The sequence below is a fragment of the Xaviernesmea oryzae genome, assembly GCF_900109605.1.
GTDB classification, from domain to species: Bacteria; Pseudomonadota; Alphaproteobacteria; order Rhizobiales; family Rhizobiaceae; genus Xaviernesmea; species Xaviernesmea oryzae.
On the sequence record NZ_FOAM01000005.1, the window covers coordinates 257209 to 274797 of the forward strand.

A 17589-nucleotide genomic window follows, 5' to 3' on the forward strand; every position below is an offset into this window, starting at 1 on the left:
CAGTGAAGGAAGGCTAGCACCGGTTTTGGCCGGCTGTCAATAATTCATATTATATCTTTGACAAACTTCTCTGATGAGCTTGGCGGTAACGCGACAGACTGCCGCGCAAATGCAGCTTCATCGCCGCCCGCGCGGCCGCTTCCTCGCCGTTCGAGATCGCCTCGACGATATCGGCATGTTCGCCGTGGATCTGCATCAGATAGCTCTGCTGCGAGGCCGGATCCTCCCCTTGGTTGAGCGCGGCGCGGGGAATGACGCTGCGGCCGATCATCGCCAGAAATTCTGGAAAGCGCGGATTGTTGGTCGCCTGTGCGATCGCCAGATGCAGCGCGAAATCGGCTTCGGCCGTCGGCTCGCCCGCCTCGATCAGCATGAAAAGATCGCGGTGACGCGCAAGAATCGCCTCCTCCTGCTGCGGCGAGCGGCGCTGGGCGGCCAAGGCGGCCGCCTCGATCTCCACCGCCGTGCGCAGTTCCAGAAGCTCGATGACGGAGGAGACGCGTTCGCGGTCAATATTCTGGAAAGGCAGGGAAACCGGCTCTGGCGCATCGAGCACGAACACGCCGGCGCCTTGGCGCGGCTCCACCAGCCCATCCGATTTCAGGGCAGCGATGGCCTCCCGGATCACCGTGCGGCTGACCGCATGTTCGGCCGTCATCTGGGCTTCGCTCGGCAGCCGCTCGCCCGGCTGAAAGGCGCCGGAGCGAATGGCCTCGCGCAGCTTTTCCACAAGCTGGGTCACCAGGGTTGCCTTGCCCTTGGGCGCTGTGGACGCCCGCTTCGTCTCTTCTGCCACCGTCATGTCCCGCTCCTCATGCCGTCTTCGCCGCCTGTTCCGCGTCGCGTTCAACCGCCAGTCGATCATCCCCTAGCCGGCGCCCGATCGCAAGATGCCCCTTCGCAAACTTATATGATGGGTTGTCGCTGATTTTGGCTTTCTGTATGCTTTGCGCACGCAAGCTTGCCAAAAGGCGTTTAGCGGGGGATTGACGTGCATCGACTTCTCATCACCGGCGCGGCCGGCGGCATCGGCCAGATCATGCGCAAGAAGCTGCGCTCGCTGGCCACCATTCTCAGACTGTCCGATATCAGCGATCTCGGCGAAGCCGCGGCGCATGAGGAAATCGTGCCCTGCGATCTTGCCGACAGCAAGGGCGTACGCGACCTCGTGGCCGGTTGCGACGGGATCCTGCATCTGGGCGGCATGGCCGGAGAGGCACCCTCCTCGCAGATCGTCGGCATCAACGTCACCGGCTGCCTCAATCTTTACGAGGCCGCGCGCGCTCACGGCATGCCGCGCATCCTGCTGGCCAGTTCCCAGCATGCCATGGGCTTCTACCGGCAGAACGAGCAGCTCGACGCCACCATGCCGATGCGCCCCGACGGTCTCTATGGCCTGTCCAAATGCTTTTCCGAGCTGACGGCGCAGATGTATTTCGACAAGTTCGGCCAGGAGACCGCGATCGTGCGCATCGGCTCCTGCTTCGAGGCGCCGCGCGACCGACGGATGCTGGCCACATGGCTCTCTTATGACGACTTCGCTTCGCTGGTGGATCGGGTTTTCAAGGTGCCAAGGCTCGGCTGCGCGACCGTCTGGGGCGTTTCGAACAATGATGCCCGCTGGTGGGACAACCGCGCCGCCAACTTCCTCGGCTGGCAGCCGAAGGACAATGCGGCCGAATATCGTGCCCATATCGAAGCGACCCAGCCGATGCCCGATCCCGCTTCACCCGCTTCGGTCTATCAGGGCGGTCCTTTCGTCGAAAAGCCGATCGTGCACGATCTCTAGACGGATCGCGACGCGAATAATCTGTTGGCTTGGCTCCCCCCCCCTGTATCTTCAAAACGGCCGTCGTGAAGATAAAAGTGGGAAGCCAAGCCATTCAACGCTTGCGGTCTTTGTCCCCTCTTCGAGATTGGACGATGCGCTGGCGCCTCACCGCGTCTTCAAAAGCGCGGCGATGTAGCCGTAGCAATAGGCGAAGGCGACCTGCTGCTGATTGTCGCCCGAGAGCGTCGGGGCATGGTCGGGCATGACCATATAGGCGTAATTTGTCTCGCGCAGCACGTCGATGACCGCTGCCATGTCGATGTCGCCATCGTCGGGGAAACTCTCGCGGAAGGAGTAGCGCTTGCCGACGATATTTCGGAAGTGAATGTTCATCAGCTTGCCGCGCGCGCCAAACCAGCGGGTGATCTCCGGCACCTCGCCGACATCCTCGACCATTTCGCCCAGCGTGCCGATGCAGAAATTCAGGCCATGGACCGGGCTTTCATGCATCTGGACGAAACGCTTCATCCCCTCGACCGTGCCGAGAACGCGGGTGACGCCCTTATAGCCCGGCGGGGTCGCGGGATCGTGCGGATGGCAGGCGAGCCGCACTTTTGCCGCCTCGGCCACAGGCACGACGCGCGCGAGAAAATAGTCGACCCGCTCCCAGATCGTCTCTTCCGACAGTACACCGGCAGGGCCCGGCTCGTTCTGGTCCACCAGATCCCAGCGAAACGCTTCGGCCTGATAGCCGCCGCGCCCCGGCTCCATCGGTGTGCGGGGAATGCCGATATAATTGAAGTTATATCGCACCGAGGGAATGCCGGCCGCCGCGCAATTCTCGATCAGGCGGCAGATGCCGTCGATCTGCGCGTCGCGGTCAGGGCCCGCCAGCAGGATATCGGGGCAGAGCGCCTTGTCGACGGAGACGGAATACATCGGCAGCTGCAGCATATCGAGGATCAGGCCGAAGCTCTCAACCGTCTCGCGCAGCCGTTCCAGCGCCGGACGGTTCCATGAGTGCCAATCGCCGTCCGGATTGGCCGAGACATGATCGACGCCGAGTTGCTTCATCACGCGATAATCGTCGGCATGGCGCGCCGGTAGCTGCGTTCCCAAATACATCTGCGGTCTCCACCCTAACCTATCATATAAGCTAGCATATAGATCGTATGATTTGGGTCAAGTGTGCCGCGGCGCCGGCAGCGTCCGATGCAAGGAGAGAGCCGGGGGAAACGATAGCTCCGCGTCCGTCTGCCCGGTCGGTCGGCACGCGCTCTAATGGGGAGTTACGGCATCGGCCTTTTCCAGCCGGATGAAGAAGACCACGGTCAGTAGGAGGATGATCAGGAGCAGGAAGAAGGCCGCAGCGGCGCCCTGATTGAGCGACAGGCCGAGAAAGGCCTTGCGATAGGCGAAATAGCTCAGCACTTCGGTCGATGTGCCGGGCCCGCCGCGCGTCAGCACATAGGGAAGGTCATAGGTTCTGAATTCATTGATCAGCTGGATGATGATGGCGATGCCCGCCACAGGCCGTAGCATCGGCAAGGTGATATAGAAGAATTGCTGGAGCGCGGTGGCGCCGTCCACCTCGGCGGCTTCGTAGGGTTCTTTTGGCAAGGCGGCAAGGCCGGCGGCCAGAAGCAGCACGACGAAGGATGTTTGCTGCCAGATATCGACGAAGACCATGGTCGATAGGGCCAGGTCGGCGCTGCCGAGCCAATCGACGCGTGGCAGGCCAGCCGTTTCCAGCAGATGATTGACGATGCCGAGATTGGGCTGCAGCAGCATCTTCCAGACCAGCGCCACGCTGATCGGCGACATGGCCATGGGAATGGTCAAAAGCCCGAAGTAAAGCGGCCGGGTGCGCACCGCGCGCTTCAGCATCAGGGCAATGGCCAGGCCGACAAGGAACTCGCCGATCACGGTGACGGCGGAGTAGCGGATCGTCAGCAGCACCGCGCCCCAAAACAGCCGGTCGCCGAAGATCACGGCAAAATTGTCAAACCCGACAAAGGGCAGCAGGCTCGGCTTCAGCAGGGTCAGCGACGACATCGCCATCAACACGGAGTAGCCGAGCGGAAAACCCATGACCACGGCCAGAAGCGCAAGGCCGGGTGCCGCGAAGGCCCAGCCGGTGCGCCATTCACGATCGAACCTGCCGGAAGCCTTCATGACGCTCGTTCCTGTTTTCATGCCTTCGAAAATAGAGGGTTGCGCCGGCCCAGGTGAGCCGGCGCAGGACGTGCCTGATCAGGCAGCTTGCTCTCTCGGCCTTAGCGGCTCATGAGCTCTTTCAGGCCGGCGGCCGATGCCTTGATGGCCTCATCCGTGGATGTGCCGCCACTGGCGGCGGTGGAGATCTGTGTGCCCAGAAGGTTTTCGTACTCAGCCGAATAGGTGAAGATCGGGAAGGACTGGCCGCTGGCGACCACCTGCTCGGCGGTCTTGTAGAAGGGATACTTGGCCAGCACCTCCGGATCGGAAAACACATCGGTGCGCACCGGCGCATGGCCCTGAAGCGCGCGCTTGACCGAGATTTCCTTGCTCTGCACCCATTGGATGAAGGTCCAGGCCGCCTTCTGCTGATCCTCGGGCACATTGGCCGGAATGCCCCAGCCCCAGCCGCCGCTTTCGCCATGGCCGCCGGGCATGACCGAAAGCGCCACCTTGTCGGCTGCCTCCGGGCAGGCCTTGGCATCGTTGATCTGCGGCAGCATCCACCAATAGGTGACCATGCTGAAGGCCTTGCCGCTGCACATCAGCCGCAGCGTGTCGTCAAGCGTGGCCGAGAGCGCGCCCTGCTGCGCGCCGTTCTTGATGTTGTCGATGTAAAGGTCGAGCGCCTTGCGGGCTTCCGGGCTATCCAGCACGACCGAACGGTCATTTCCGAGATAATGCCCGCCGGCGGAGAAGAGATAGTTCGAGAATTCCATGGCATTCGGATCGCCGCGCTGGCCTTGCATCGCCGAACCCTCAACGCCTGCCTTCGCCTTCATGAATTTCGAGACCGCCACATAGTCTTCAAGCGTCTGCGGCAGGGCCAACTCCTTGCCGGTCTCCTGCTTGTAAGCGGTCTTCAGCTTCTCGTCGGAGATGAGATCCGTGCGATAGATCAGTCCCATGGAGTAGTTGTACATCGGCACCAGCGGCATCTTCTCGGCGGTGCGGCCGAGAAGATCGAGCATCGACGGCACGAACGGCGCCGTGTCGAATTTGGAGGCTTCGGCCATCGGCTTCAGGTCCACCAGCCAGTTGGCTGCCGGAAACTCGCCCGCCCAGAGAAAATCGACTTCCAGAAGGTTGTAGGCGCTCTCGGCGCTGACCAGCTGCGTCACCAGCTTGTCATGCATGTCGGGATAGCCGATCTTTTCGAATTCGACCTTGATGCCCGTCTTGGCGGTAAACTCCGGCAGCAAGGCCTCGATGATCCGCGTTTCCGGCACATCCTCCATCAAGGCGCGCAAGGTGATATCGGCGGCCTTGCCGGCCGTGGCCGAGGCGGTCAGCGCCGTTGCGGCAAGGAGGCTGAGGGCGGTGGTTCGTGTCCAGGCTGAAGAGGTCATGATCGCTGTTCCCTTATTGGTTTTTGAACCCGCGCCCGAGACGCGGGGTATGCGAAAATGCGCAGTCTATTTCACGCTCCCATAGGTCAGCCCCTCGACGATGAAGCGTTGGATGAAGCGGGAGGCGATGACGAGCGGCAAAACGGCAAGCACGACACCCGCCGCCACGCTGCCGATCTGCACGCCGTTGGAGGTCTGCAGCGCAGCCAGCGCCACGGGAATCGTCTGCGTCGACGGGCCGCTGAGCACGAGGGCAAAGAGAAACTCGTTCCAGGACAGGATGAAGCCCAGCACGCCGGCAGCCGCCAGCCCCGGCAGCGAGACCGGCAGGACGATGCGCCAGAAAGCCCCCCATGCCGTGGCGCCATCCGTCAGCGCCGCCCATTCCAGATCCACCGGAATGGCCTTGAAGAAGCCCATCAGGATCCAGGTGAGAAAGGGTAGGTTGACGGCGGCATAGACGATGATCAGCCCGGTCAGGCTGTTGGTCAGCGCCAGGCCTTTGAGAAGCGTAAAGCTCGGCAGGACGAGTGCAACCGGCGGCAGCATCTGGGTGGCGAGCATGAGGAAACGGGCAAAGCGGCCGCCGGTCGAAAAGCGGGCAAAGGCATAGCCCGTCATGGCGGCAAATGGCAAAGCGAGCAGCACAGACCCGAGCGAGACGACGATGCTGTTGAGGTAGGACCGACCGAAGCGGCCTGAGAGCAGCGCCTGGTAATTCTCGGTGGAAAAGCCGGGCAGCAGGTCTGTGCTGTAGGATTGTTGAGGCGGGATGAAGCTGACGCGCAGCACCCAAAGCAGAGGAAGAACGATCGCGAGGCAGGCGGCGATCAGCCCGACATGCAGGGCGAGGCGCCGGCCAAGCGGCGGTTTTTCCGTCTCGGCGTTCATGCCGCTCCCCGAATGCTGGGGCGGGCAATCGCCTGCTCACTTTGTGGATCGAAAAGATGGGCCGGCAGAAGATCTGCATGCAGCCGCACCGTTTCGCCGACCTGCACATGGGCATGGCGGCTGAGACGGGCGGTCACCTCCATCGGTTTTTCCATCCCGCCACCCACCGTGCCGAGGACGATGATCTCCGCGCCCAGCGCCTCCACCGCCGTGACCGCGAGGTCGAAGGGCTGGGTGCGCGCGCCCTGCGGCGCTTCGTAAATATCCTCGGGTCGCAGGCCAAGGATAACAGTCGTGCCGGCCCGCGCGGCATAGGCGGCGGCGTGGCGTTGCGGCATGGTAAAGCGAAAGCCGTCGCTGCCCTCGATCACCAGCACGCCACTCTCGTCCTTCAGCCGCATGGGCAGGAGGTTCATGGCCGGGCTTGCGAGAAAGCGGGCGACGAACAGATTGACCGGATCGGCATAGACGTCGAGCGGCCTGCCCGCCTGGATCAGTTGCCCGTCTCGCATGATGCAGATGCGATCGCCCATGGTCATCGCCTCCACCTGATCATGGGTGACATGGATGGTGGTGCGGCCGAGCCGGCGATGCAGCTTGACCAGCTCAAGCCGCATTTCGGCACGCAGTTGCGCATCGAGATTGGATAGCGGCTCATCGAGCAGGAAGACATCCGGTTCGCGCACGATGGCGCGCCCCAGGGCCACGCGCTGCCGCTGCCCGCCGGACAGAGCCGCCGGCTTGCGATCGAGCAGATGCGACAGGCCGAGCAGGCTTGCGGCGGCTTCGGTCTTGCTGGCGATATCCTGCACCGAGGCGCCGCGCATCTTCAGGCCGAAGCCCATATTGGCGCGCACGCTCATATGCGGATAAAGCGCATAGCTTTGAAAGACCACGGCGACATTGCGATCGCGCGGCGCCACGCGGTTCATGTTGCGCTCGCCGATCAGCAAATCGCCCGCACTGATGGATTCGAGGCCGGCGATCATCCTGAGCGTCGTGGATTTTCCGCAGCCCGATGGCCCGAGAAAAATCACGAATTCGCCGTTCTCGATCCGCAGGTCGACGTCGCGAACGCCGTAGGACCCGTTTGGATAGAGCTTGGACACGCTGCGAAGGTCGATCGACGCCATCGGTCACTTTCCGTTTGATGCGCATGAGGACGCCGCCCCGCAAAGGGCGGCCGCTCGCTCTCGACGTGCCAGACAGGCCGCACAACAGCCCGCACCGGGGGCGCGGGCCATGGCTCACGTCATATAGACGCCGCCGGTGACGTTGATGCCCTGTCCAGTCATGAAGCGCGCGCTATCGGAGCAGAGAAAGACGACGACATCGGCGACGTCTTCAGGCGTTTCGATCCGCCCAAGCGGGGTCTGGGCCACATATTCGTTGAAGACCTGTTCGGCGCTGATGCCGCGCAGGCTCGCTTCCCATTCGATCTCGCGGCTCTGCATGCCGGTCTTGACGAAGCCTGGGCAGACCGCATTCACCCGGATGCCGGAAGGCGCGAGCTCGCGTGCCAAAGCCTGCGTCCAGCCGAGCACGGCGAACTTGCTGGCCGAATAATGCGCCAGCAGTGGCGCGCCTACCTTGGCGGCCAGCGACGCGGTGTTGACGATGCAGCCCTTGCCCTCTGCTACCAGATGGCGCCCGGCGATCTGGTTGGTCAGGAAGATGCCGCGGGTGTTGACGTCAAAGTTGAAGTCCCATTCCTGGTCGGTCAGCTCCAGCGCCTTCTGCATGGTCGACACGCCGGCATTGGCGATAACGATCTCACAGCCACCGATACGCTCCAGCGCGGTGGCAAAGGCCTGTTCGACCGAGTCGCGCTTGCGCACATCGACCTCGACCGCCACTGCACCGCCGCCGATCTCCGACACAGCTCGCTGCGCCGCGGCCAGATCGATGTCGGCGAGCGCAATGATCACGCCCTGTGCGGCCAATGCCTTGGCAATCGAGAACCCGATGCCGGTGGCGCCGCCTGTCAGAAAGGCGCGGCGACCGCGAAGCTCGGGAAAAACAGGCTGCGACATAGCTGCTCCTCTTTGTTTTGTTGCAAAATCGTATCCAACAAAATCTAACTCCGCAAATGTTTTTTCTGTTTGATTAAGTTCGTTTCGCTGCTTATGGTCGCTTCAGGACGAACGAGACCAGCCCCAGATCGGGCGTCGTCTCAAGGGCGCGGCTGAAGGATGTGAGAATGGTTTTTGACTGCTTTGGAGATCGCAAGAAGGTCGTGATCGCAATGGCGCATATCGGCGCCCTGCCCGGCGCGCCGCTCTATGACAAGGACGGCGGGCTGCAGAAGCTGATCGACGACGTGGCGACGGATGTCGAAAAACTGCAGGACGGCGGCGTCGATGCCATCATGTTCGGCAATGAGAACGACCGCCCCTACGTGTTCAAAGGCTCACCGGAGAGCATCGCTGCGATGACGGCGATCGTCCAGGCGATCAAGCCATCGCTGAAGGTACCTTTCGGCGTCAACTATCTTTGGGATCCGCTGTCCAGCGTCGCCATCGGCGCGGTCACCGGCGCCAGCTTTGTGCGGGAGATCTTTACCGGCCTGTTTGCGTCCGACATGGGCCTGTGGGAACCCGACTGCGCCAGCGCATCGCGGCTGCGCGCCCAGCTCGGGCGTCAGGACATGAAGATGCTGTTCAACATCAACGCAGAATTCGCGCACTCGCTCGACCAGCGCCCCATCGCGCTGCGGGCCAAGAGCGCGGTCTTCTCCTCGCTGGCGGACGCCATTCTCGTCTCCGGCCCGATCACCGGCCAGCCGGCCAACCAGTCAGACCTGCGCGAGGTCTGCGAAACCGTCAAGGACGTGCCGGTCTTCGCTAATACGGGCGTGAACATCGACAATATCCGCGACGTCTTCTCCATGGCCCAGGGCTGTGTCATCGGCACGCATTTCAAGGTCGATGGCAACACCTGGAATGCTGTCGACGCGGCCCGCGTCAAGCGCTTCATGGACGTGGTGGCAACGCTGCGCTAGGGCATGACGCCGAAAAACGGTTCGGCTTCGGGCTTGTAACTTTCGCACCGGATAGCGCCGACAGATTTCCAGGCGCGGCCCGATGCGTCAGAGCCTATGAGATCGAAAGGGCGTTCAGAACACGCCCTCTCGATCGGCTCTCGGCATGGCGAAGCCATGGCTTCGGCCGCCATGCTTCAACGACGCAGCCCTCTGACATGCAGGAATCGTCAGCATGAATACGGTCATCGGCCTGGATATCGGCACGACATCGACCATTGGCATTCTGGTCGGCCTTCCCGGCCAAATCCTGGCCACGGCATCCCGCCCGGTGACGCTGTCGTCTCCGCAGGCCGGATGGGCTGAGGAAGATCCTGCCGCATGGTGGGCCAATGTCTGCTCGATCATCTCCGAATTGCTCGACACGGCCGGTGTCACAGCCGCTGACGTCAAAGCAGTGGGCGTCACCGGCATGCTGCCGGCCGTCGTGCTGCTCGACGCGGAGGGCAACGTGCTGCGCCCCAGCATCCAGCAGAGCGATGGTCGCTGCGGGCGGGAGGTGGAGGAGCTGCGCGCGGAATGGGACGAGGCGGATTTTCTGGTGCGTGCCGGCAATGGCATCAACCAGCAGCTCGTCACCGCCAAGCTGCGCTGGATCGAGCGGCACGAGCCCGAGATTTTCGCGCGCATCGCCACGGTCTTCGGCTCTTATGATTACATCAATTTTCGCCTGACCGGCACGCGCGCGGTAGAGCAGAACTGGGCGCTGGAAGCCGGCTTCGTTAATATCGCCACCGACCGGATCGACGAAGAGCTCGTACGGCTCGCCCATGTGGCACCCGGCGTCGTGCCGCCCAAGCGCGCGTCGTCTGACATCATGGGGCATGTTGATGCGCGCGGCGCACATGAAACTAAACTAGTCGAGGGCACGCCCGTTGTCGGTGGCGCGGCGGATATGATCGCCTCTGCGCTCGGCGCAGGCGTGGTCGAGGCAGGCGATGTGCTGCTGAAATTTGGCGGTGCAGTGGACATTCTCACTGCGACAGACCGGGTCAAGCCCGATGCGCGCCTTTTCCTCGACTATCACCTTGTACCGGGCCTCTACATGCCGAATGGCTGCATGTCGACCGGCGGCTCCGCCCTCAACTGGTTCGCCCGCAATTTCGCCGGCGGCGAGGAAGCGGCCGCACGCGCAGCCGGACGCAGCATCCACCAGCATCTGGACATGCTTGCTGCCGACCGGCCGGCCGGCGCGGACGGGCTGACCATCCTGCCCTATCTGCTGGGCGAGAAAACGCCGATCCACGATCCTGCCGCCCGCGGCGTGATCGAGGGTCTGACGCTGTCGCATGATATCGGCCATCTCTGGCGCGCGCTGCTCGAATCCTATGCCTATGCCATCCGCCACCATCTGGAGGTGCTGGTCGATATGGGGCACGAGCCCCGGCGCTTTCTGGTCTCCGACGGCGGATCGCAATCGACGCTGTGGATGCAGATCGTCGCCGATGTGCTGAAGGCGCCGCTTCAGCGCCTGTCGGGTCATCCGGGCTCCTGCATCGGCGCGGCTTGGACGGCCGCCATCGGCGTTGGGCTGGAGAGCGACTGGCGCGGCGTCACCCGTTTCGTCACCTTTTCCGATCTGCTGGCACCGCAGGCGCAGACGGCCGCGGTTTATGAGGTTGGCTATCACCGCTACCGCGATCTCTATGCGCGTCTGGCGTCGAGCTGGCACGGCGCCAACTGATGCCGGCGCGGTTTCAAGCGATCGCCTGGGATATAGACGGGACGCTGGTGGACAGCGAGCCGCTGCATCACAGGGCCCTTGTCGAGGCCTCCTTGAGCTTTGGCACCGATCTGCGCGATCTGCCGGATATGGCCTTTCGCGGCATTCACATGGGCGATGTCTGGCACCTTCTGCGCAACCGTCTGCCGGCTGCCCTGGATGAAGCGACGTGGGCGGATGCGATCAACCGGCACTATGTTGCCGGGCGTCACGGGCTGAGCCCGCTGCCCGGCGCCGTCGATACGATCCGTGCCCTGCATCTGCAGGGGTTGCGCCAGGTCTGCGTCTCCAATTCATGCCGGCTGGTGGTGGATGCCAATCTCGATGCGCTGGGCATTGCCGATTGCATCGTCTTTTCCATCAGCCTGGACGATGTCATCGAAGGCAAGCCTTCGCCCCTGCCCTATAGCATGGCCGCCACCCGGCTGGGCCTCGTTCCGTCTAGCATCGTCGCCGTGGAAGACAGCGCGACGGGCATCCGATCGGCGAAGGCGGCCGGGCTTCACGCGGTGTTCCTGCGCACGGCCGAAAATGACGGGCAGCTGCGCGATATCGATCCCGACCGAAGCGTGGATCGACTGGCCGACATCCTGCCGCTTGTCGGCGCAGTCGCGGCACAGGTCACACAGGCGTGAGAATTGTGCGCCCATACCGTGTATCGGGCTCCCGCATTGTGTCACAAGGCACTATATGTTTGATTCGAACATGGTGTGTTTGAAACACGGGCGCCGGCAGCGTCGGCGGGGAAGATGAGACGAAGCGCAAATGGCGAGCGAGCGAACCGCAACCAAGGTGACTGAGAAGCCGAAATTCCTGGCACAGGTGCGCCAGGCGGCCATCATCAGCGAGCTCAACCGCGCCGGCTCGGTGACTGTCAGCGATCTTGCCCAACAGCTTGCCGTCTCGGAAATGACCGTCCGGCGCGATCTGGTGGAGCTGGAAAAGGATGCTCGTCTGATCCGTACCCATGGCGGCGCGGTCAAGCCCGACCGCGCGCCGCCGATCGCCACGACCGACAATTTCGATGGCGAAGAGCCGGCCTTCGAGGCGCGTCTGGCGCGCAACGCGACGCTGAAGCGGCGTATAGCCGCTACGGCGGCCGAGCTTGCCGGCGGCGCCCGCAGCATTGCGCTCGACGTCGGCACGACCACCTATTTCCTGGCCGAGGCGCTGACCCCGCGCCCGCAGGCCAAGATCTTCACCAACAGCATTCGCAGTGCCGGTCTTCTTTCGGGCCGAGGCATCGAGACCTATCTCGCCGGCGGACGGATCCGCAGCGAGGAAATGTCCACCAGCGGCCCCTCGGCCGTCAGCCAGTTCGAAACGCTGTGGTTCGATATCGCTTTTGTCGGCATTTCCGGGCTGACGGCAGACGGAATTTACGATTATTCCTTCGAAGAGACCGACATGAAGCGCGTCTATCTCACGCGCACCTCACGCCGTGTCGTGCTCTGCGATTCCACCAAATTCAACCGCATGTCGCTGGTTCTGGTCGGCGGCCTGCCCGATTTCAACACGCTGGTTTGCGATGAGGCGCCTGCGGGCGATCTGCAGGCGGCGCTGAAGCGCGCCGGGGTCGAGATCGTCGTCGCGCGCTGACGGAGACCCGCGAGAGAGCTGACGGGACCGGAGCGATCCGCGCCCTCTGGCATGCTTGGCACTGAGATTTCCGGTTGAAGATTGTGATATTCTGTTCGATATTGGTCGAACCCGATCTGCTCGCACAGAGCCTCACAGGCGCGGGGTCTTTCAGGGAGGATATCCGTCATGGTCCCGATACAAGCCGCGGCTGCGCCCGCCATGCCTTATGCCGACGCCGCCGTCGCGGCGCCCTTGAGGCGACTGATCGGCGAGGTCGGCCAACGCAGCGGCGAATTTCCCGCCTATCTTGCAAATCATCTGCCCATGGTGCTGGAGGCGATGGCGCGGCTTGGCGCCACGCCCGAGCGCCTGGAAGCCTACGCCCGCCACTACACACGCAGCCATGCCGTTCCCTTCCCGCCGCCGGCGATCGCCCCACTTGAGGATGACACCTGGCGCGCGGCGCTTGGCCGGCGCGAGCGGGAGACGGATCTGCGCCTCTATTTCGAAGGCGTCGTCGGCCGCATCGGCAGCGCGCAAGCGGTGCGCCTGAGCATGCCCGTTCTGGCGCCGGGCGTCGCCGCTTCGGCAACGCATGGTCTGATGCGGCTCGCCTATGCGCTCCTGCGCGCCGACGACAAGGAAGTGGCCGCCGCACTCGGCTATTGGGCGGCCACATACCTGCGTTATGAGGACGTGGCCCAAGACCGCCTGCCCGATACTGCCGATCCGCTCGCGCTTCTGATCGGCATGCGCGAAGAGCCGAGCCTTCAGGCAGTGGACGCACCGACCCATCTGCTATGGAAGTGGATCGAGGCGATGGGCCAGATTCCTGCTTTTCAGGATCGACTGGGCCGCCTGCAGGCAGCACCGGATCTTCTGGACCGAATGCGTCCGGCCGCGCTCGCGCTTTACGCGGGCACGATGAGCTTCGAGGCATTGCATGCCGTCACCGGCTGCCACTGGTTGCGGCTGGTCAGCCCCGTCATCGACGCGCCTGAGCAGCTCGCCCGGCATTTCTGGGAGGTGGTCTTGGCGCTCTATACCAAGATCGGCATGCCGCAACCGCCGGACGAGGCGATGCTGGAAAGCTGGCGTCGCCTGCCGCTGCCTGACGATCAGGAGATCGCCAAGGCCGCCGTCGCCTCGGATGACGAACATGACCATTCGCTGGTCTTCTCCGCCTTCGAGGAGTTTCGCCACACCGGCGACCGGCTTTACAAGGTGGTGGCGGCGCGGCGCGTCGGGCTGATCGACTGAGCGGACCCGCCGATAGCATGGTCTGACGGTTTAGAACTTTGCGAAATTCGAATGCGGTGCCAAAACGGCAACGCCGGTTTTAAAGCGTGTTGCATTCTTTCGGATCACAGTTCACGACAGAATGGTTTCACGGCTTGGCGCCCCCCTCATCCGACCCTTCGGGCCACCTTCTCCCCGCTGGAGAGAAGAGACATCGGGGAACCGTCCTATACCATCTCTAGCGCCGCAAGACCGGGTATATCCTTTTTCCGGCAGTAGATTAAGGCGCAAAGCGTTCGTCTCGGTCTCTTCTCCCCATCGGGGAGAAGGTGCCGGTAGGCGGATGAGGGGGCAGCCAAGCCTATAAATCATTGGTGTCGTGCACTTTATTCCAGAGTCGCTTCTCACGCTTTAAATTCTTGTTCTAAAGCATATCGGTATCGCAAAGCCGCTGTGCCCTTTTGCGCGACATGCTTGGCCGTACCGTCAGAGATGGGCCGCCTGCGGCTGGAAATGTGCTTTGTCATAGCCATCCAGCGCGCTGTAGAAATGGTCGAGATCGCTGACGAAAAGGCCACGGCAGAGGCCGGACACCAGCTTCGGCACGCCGGATTTCAGCCCGGTGATGCCATTGCAGATCGGGCCGAGGCTTGGCACGGCCATGCTGTTGAAAATGTGGATATGACCCAGCATCGGCAGGCTGCCCGGCCGCTTTTCCTGGAGCTCGAAGGCAGGGCCGAGATAGGGATAGGCGAGAAGATCGGCATCCTCCTCGCCCGGCGGCGGCGTGAAGCGATCCGCCCAGGTAGCGATCTCGGCGGCATAGGGCGCCAGTTCCGGCCGGCGGGTCAGGTCGACGCGATAGCCGGTGCCCAGCAGCAGATGATCAAACTCGAAGCGGCCTGCACCGGTCTCGACGCCAATCGTTTCGCCCTCCATGCCGATGGCCCTGACATCGGCTCCCAGCACCAGCCGGCAGGCCGGAGAGGCCATGGCGCGCCCATACATCTCAGCGGTCGGCGGCGTCTTGAAGGCGAACATGCGGCGGGTAAAACGATAGCGGTCGCAATCGGCAAGATCTGCGAAGTGGTTGAGAAATCCGGGGAAATTCGACCAGTCCAGCAACTCCGTGCGCGGCAGGCTGGGCGCGCGGGCGAGCACGGTGACGCTGGCAGCGCCCGCTTCCAGCGCCGCCACCGCCCAGTCGAAGCTTGAGGACGCCGCGCCGATGACGCCGACACGCCGGCCCGTCAGACAGCCGGCCGCAAGATCCTCACCGCTATGCGTGAAGCGCGCGCGGGGTACGGCATCGCGGACCAGGCACGGCACGTTCAAACCGCCCGCGCCTTCCAGCCCCGTGGCCAACACCACCTTGCGGCATGCAACACGGAGAGGTGTGCCCGCTTTGTCGAGATGAAGGCGCAGATGATCGCCCTCCGGCTGGATCGCCAGAAGCCGGGTCTCATTTTCCACCGTGAGACCCAGCACGGCGCGGAACCAGCCGAGATAGGCCATCCAGTCAGTCCGATCGATCTTGTCGAGGCTCTCCCAATGCGCTTCGCCATGCAGAGCTTCGTGCCAAGCGCGATAGGTCAGGCTCGGCACGCCGAGATCCGGTCCGCTCAGCGTCTTGGGCGAGCGCAAGGTTCGCATCCGTGCCGTGGTAACCCACGGACCTTCACAGCCGCTTCGCGCCGCATCGACGATGCGAACACGCTCCACGCCCTGGCGCTTCAAGCCGAAGGCAAGCGACAGTCCGGAAAGGCCAGCGCCAACAATGACGATGTCGGCCATGACCGACCCATCCAGATCTCGCCGCTCCGGCACCCAGGCGCGCGGCCCGGCCTCGATCGCCTGCAGATCATGGCGAACCTGCGCCTCCAGCCGCGTCAATCGCGCGCGGGCTGCGCCGTTTGAATCGGGAAGACAGGAGGGGTGGCCAGGATCCGGCGGCGTAGCGGGCATGCTCAGGTGCTCCAGCGTTTCCGCAAAGCGTAGCGAACAGCAGCACGTTGTAAAGTGTTAGATTCTGTTGCTTTGGCGATTTTGCAGTCGATCCGGGGCATATGAGCGCGCGCCGTGTCTCTGCATTGTCCTTTTCCAGCGCGTCAGGCTACCCTCGGCAGATCTTCTCAAAATGTCATAATTGATCAGTCAAAACAGTGGCGTACCGTCAGGAAGACAATCTGCCGGTTTTTCGGACAAACAGCTGTTCAACACTTAGGCAGGTTGCGATCCCTTTATGCAGACAGCGGCTTTGCAGCCGAGATCGTGTTATTTATGTGTTTTTTTGTTTGACTTGATGAAACGCCGAGATAACGTCACTCTTAATCAACACCAAAAAGGGAACGGGTGGCAGTCATGACGAAAGCATTTTCTTCCTTCATGCCGAGATCGGCCGCATATTCGACGGCCACGGTCATTTTCGCCTTGATGGCGAGCACCGCTTGCGTCAGCGCCAAGTCGCTTGACGGCGTCACGCTCACCGTCGCCTCGATGAATGACGGCTTCTCCAAGGTGCTGACCGAGCTCGCGCCCGCCTTCAAGGCAGAGACCGGCGCCGACCTCAAGGTCGAGATCATGGATTACGGAACGCTGCTCACCAAGACCACCGCCGACTTCATCGGCGACACCAAGGGTTACGACCTCGTGACGATGGACATCGTCTGGGCCGGCGCCTATGCCGAAAACAAATATTCTGTCGACCTCACCGACTGGGTGAAGCGCGATGCGGCCGAACTCGATCTCGACGATATCTACCCGGTGGTGCGCAAGTCGCTCGGCGAATATAACGGCCACTATGTCGCCTATCCCTTCGCGGCCTATGCCAATGTGCTCGCCTATCGCAAGGATGTGCTTGACGCAGCCGGGCTGAAAGTGCCGACGACCATGGAAGAGCTGGTGGCCGACGCCAAGAAGCTCAACGATCCGGCCAAGAAGCTCTATGGTTTCGTTGCAAACGGCCAGAAGGGGCCGGCGGTCGCGCAGGACTGGATGCAGTACAACAACCAGCTCGGCGGCTCGATCGTCGACAAGGATGGCAAGCCCGTCCTGAATTCGGCTGCCAACATCAAGAGCCTTGCCGTCTATAAGGAGCTGTTCACCGAAGCGGCCCCTCCAGGCGCCATCGAATATGACTGGGGTGGCCGCGAGGAAAGTTTCCGCCAGGGCATGGCCGTGTTCATGCAGACCTGGTCGGTCGGCGCGCCCGTTTATTCCGATCCCAAGGTGTCCAACATCGTCGGCAAGGTCGGCATCGCCGTGGCGCCCGTCGCTAAGGGCATGTCACCGCAATATGGCGTCGGCGGCTGGGGCCTCGCCATCAATGCCGATATCGACAAGCCCAAGCAGGAAGCGGCCTGGACCTTCATCAAATGGGTGACCAGCAAGAAGATCCACAAGGAGTTCAACATGATGGGCGCCGGCGGCTTCATGCGCAAGAGCCAGATGACCGACCCCGATCTGCTGGCGAAATACGACTTCCTGCCTGTCATCGCCGAGACCTATGAGCATGGTAATGGCGAATTCCGTCCGCGCATTCCGGAATATCCCGAAATCCAGGATCTTCTCGGCACGGCCGTGAATTCAGTTCTTGCCGGCGCCGCCACGCCCGAGGAAGCACTGGGCAAGGCACAGGACGCCGCCAAGAAGCTGTTCTGATCGGCCGATTGCCGATCCGCGCGCAAGTGGAAAGCGTGTGACGATTTCGACCCTTCGTCACACGCTTCATGTCTCGCTTCAGGCCTCTCTCGCAAAGCCCGCCATGCGCGCTTTGCCG

General features: G+C 62.7%; 15 protein-coding genes. 7 read left to right on the forward strand and 8 right to left on the reverse strand.

Features of this window, described 5'->3' with window-relative positions; all coding sequences use genetic code 11:
* Window positions 1-49: 49 nt before the first annotated feature.
* Complete coding sequence (locus BMX61_RS08280) at window positions 50-802, reverse strand: FadR/GntR family transcriptional regulator (RefSeq protein ID WP_075626299.1); 753 nt, start codon at window positions 800-802, stop codon at window positions 50-52.
* Between the two features lie 189 nt (window positions 803-991).
* Between BMX61_RS08280 and BMX61_RS08285 the strand changes: the two genes are divergently transcribed.
* Entirely contained in the window at window positions 992-1789 is a 798-nt protein-coding gene (locus BMX61_RS08285) for an NAD-dependent epimerase/dehydratase family protein (protein ID WP_075626298.1), read from the forward strand.
* A gap of 147 nt (window positions 1790-1936) precedes the next feature.
* Here BMX61_RS08285 and BMX61_RS08290 read toward each other — a convergent pair whose 3' ends face one another.
* From BMX61_RS08290 to BMX61_RS08315, 6 genes are all read right to left on the reverse strand, one after another.
* Complete coding sequence (locus BMX61_RS08290; protein ID WP_075626297.1) at window positions 1937-2896, reverse strand: mannonate dehydratase; 960 nt, start codon at window positions 2894-2896, stop codon at window positions 1937-1939.
* Between the two features lie 153 nt (window positions 2897-3049).
* Window positions 3050-3946 (reverse strand): carbohydrate ABC transporter permease, encoded by an 897-nt coding sequence (locus BMX61_RS08295; RefSeq protein WP_075626296.1) that lies wholly within the window; start codon window positions 3944-3946, stop codon window positions 3050-3052.
* A 101-nt stretch (window positions 3947-4047) separates the two neighbouring features.
* Window positions 4048-5337 carry an ABC transporter substrate-binding protein gene (locus tag BMX61_RS08300; RefSeq protein ID WP_075626295.1) on the reverse strand — a complete coding sequence of 430 codons (1290 nt, stop codon included), beginning with the start codon at window positions 5335-5337 and terminating at the stop codon, window positions 4048-4050.
* 66 nt (window positions 5338-5403) lie between these two features.
* Complete coding sequence (locus tag BMX61_RS08305; protein ID WP_075626294.1) at window positions 5404-6228, reverse strand: carbohydrate ABC transporter permease; 825 nt, start codon at window positions 6226-6228, stop codon at window positions 5404-5406.
* On the reverse strand, window positions 6225-7361 hold the full coding sequence (locus tag BMX61_RS08310; RefSeq protein WP_075626293.1) for an ABC transporter ATP-binding protein: 1137 nt from the start codon (window positions 7359-7361) through the stop codon (window positions 6225-6227). The genes BMX61_RS08305 and BMX61_RS08310 overlap by 4 nt, the downstream gene beginning before the upstream one ends.
* 114 nt (window positions 7362-7475) lie before the next feature.
* Window positions 7476-8261, reverse strand: coding sequence for an SDR family NAD(P)-dependent oxidoreductase (locus tag BMX61_RS08315; RefSeq protein ID WP_075626292.1), 786 nt, complete (start codon window positions 8259-8261; stop codon window positions 7476-7478).
* A 167-nt stretch (window positions 8262-8428) separates the two neighbouring features.
* Between BMX61_RS08315 and BMX61_RS08320 the strand changes: the two genes are divergently transcribed.
* The 5 genes from BMX61_RS08320 to BMX61_RS08340 all read left to right on the forward strand — a co-directional run bounded on the left by BMX61_RS08320 (window position 8429) and on the right by BMX61_RS08340 (window position 13832).
* Window positions 8429-9229 (forward strand): BtpA family protein, encoded by an 801-nt coding sequence (locus BMX61_RS08320; RefSeq protein ID WP_075626291.1) that lies wholly within the window; start codon window positions 8429-8431, stop codon window positions 9227-9229.
* Between the two features lie 214 nt (window positions 9230-9443).
* Window positions 9444-10952: an FGGY-family carbohydrate kinase gene (locus tag BMX61_RS08325; protein ID WP_075626290.1), complete on the forward strand. Its 1509-nt coding sequence runs from the start codon at window positions 9444-9446 to the stop codon at window positions 10950-10952.
* Window positions 10952-11626 (forward strand): HAD family hydrolase, encoded by a 675-nt coding sequence (locus BMX61_RS08330; RefSeq protein WP_075626289.1) that lies wholly within the window; start codon window positions 10952-10954, stop codon window positions 11624-11626. Before BMX61_RS08325 ends, BMX61_RS08330 begins: the two co-directional genes overlap by 1 nt.
* A gap of 130 nt (window positions 11627-11756) precedes the next feature.
* Window positions 11757-12590 carry a DeoR/GlpR family DNA-binding transcription regulator gene (locus tag BMX61_RS08335; RefSeq protein ID WP_075626288.1) on the forward strand — a complete coding sequence of 278 codons (834 nt, stop codon included), beginning with the start codon at window positions 11757-11759 and terminating at the stop codon, window positions 12588-12590.
* 168 nt (window positions 12591-12758) lie between these two features.
* Complete coding sequence (locus BMX61_RS08340) at window positions 12759-13832, forward strand: questin oxidase family protein (protein WP_083639287.1); 1074 nt, start codon at window positions 12759-12761, stop codon at window positions 13830-13832.
* Between the two features lie 465 nt (window positions 13833-14297).
* Here BMX61_RS08340 and BMX61_RS08345 read toward each other — a convergent pair whose 3' ends face one another.
* Window positions 14298-15776 carry an FAD-dependent oxidoreductase gene (locus BMX61_RS08345; RefSeq protein WP_083639285.1) on the reverse strand — a complete coding sequence of 493 codons (1479 nt, stop codon included), beginning with the start codon at window positions 15774-15776 and terminating at the stop codon, window positions 14298-14300.
* Window positions 15777-16244: 468 nt separating this feature from the next.
* Here BMX61_RS08345 and BMX61_RS08350 point away from each other — a divergent pair, with 468 nt between their 5' ends.
* Window positions 16245-17471 (forward strand): ABC transporter substrate-binding protein, encoded by a 1227-nt coding sequence (locus tag BMX61_RS08350; protein WP_407703752.1) that lies wholly within the window; start codon window positions 16245-16247, stop codon window positions 17469-17471.
* Window positions 17472-17589: the final 118 nt, after the last annotated feature.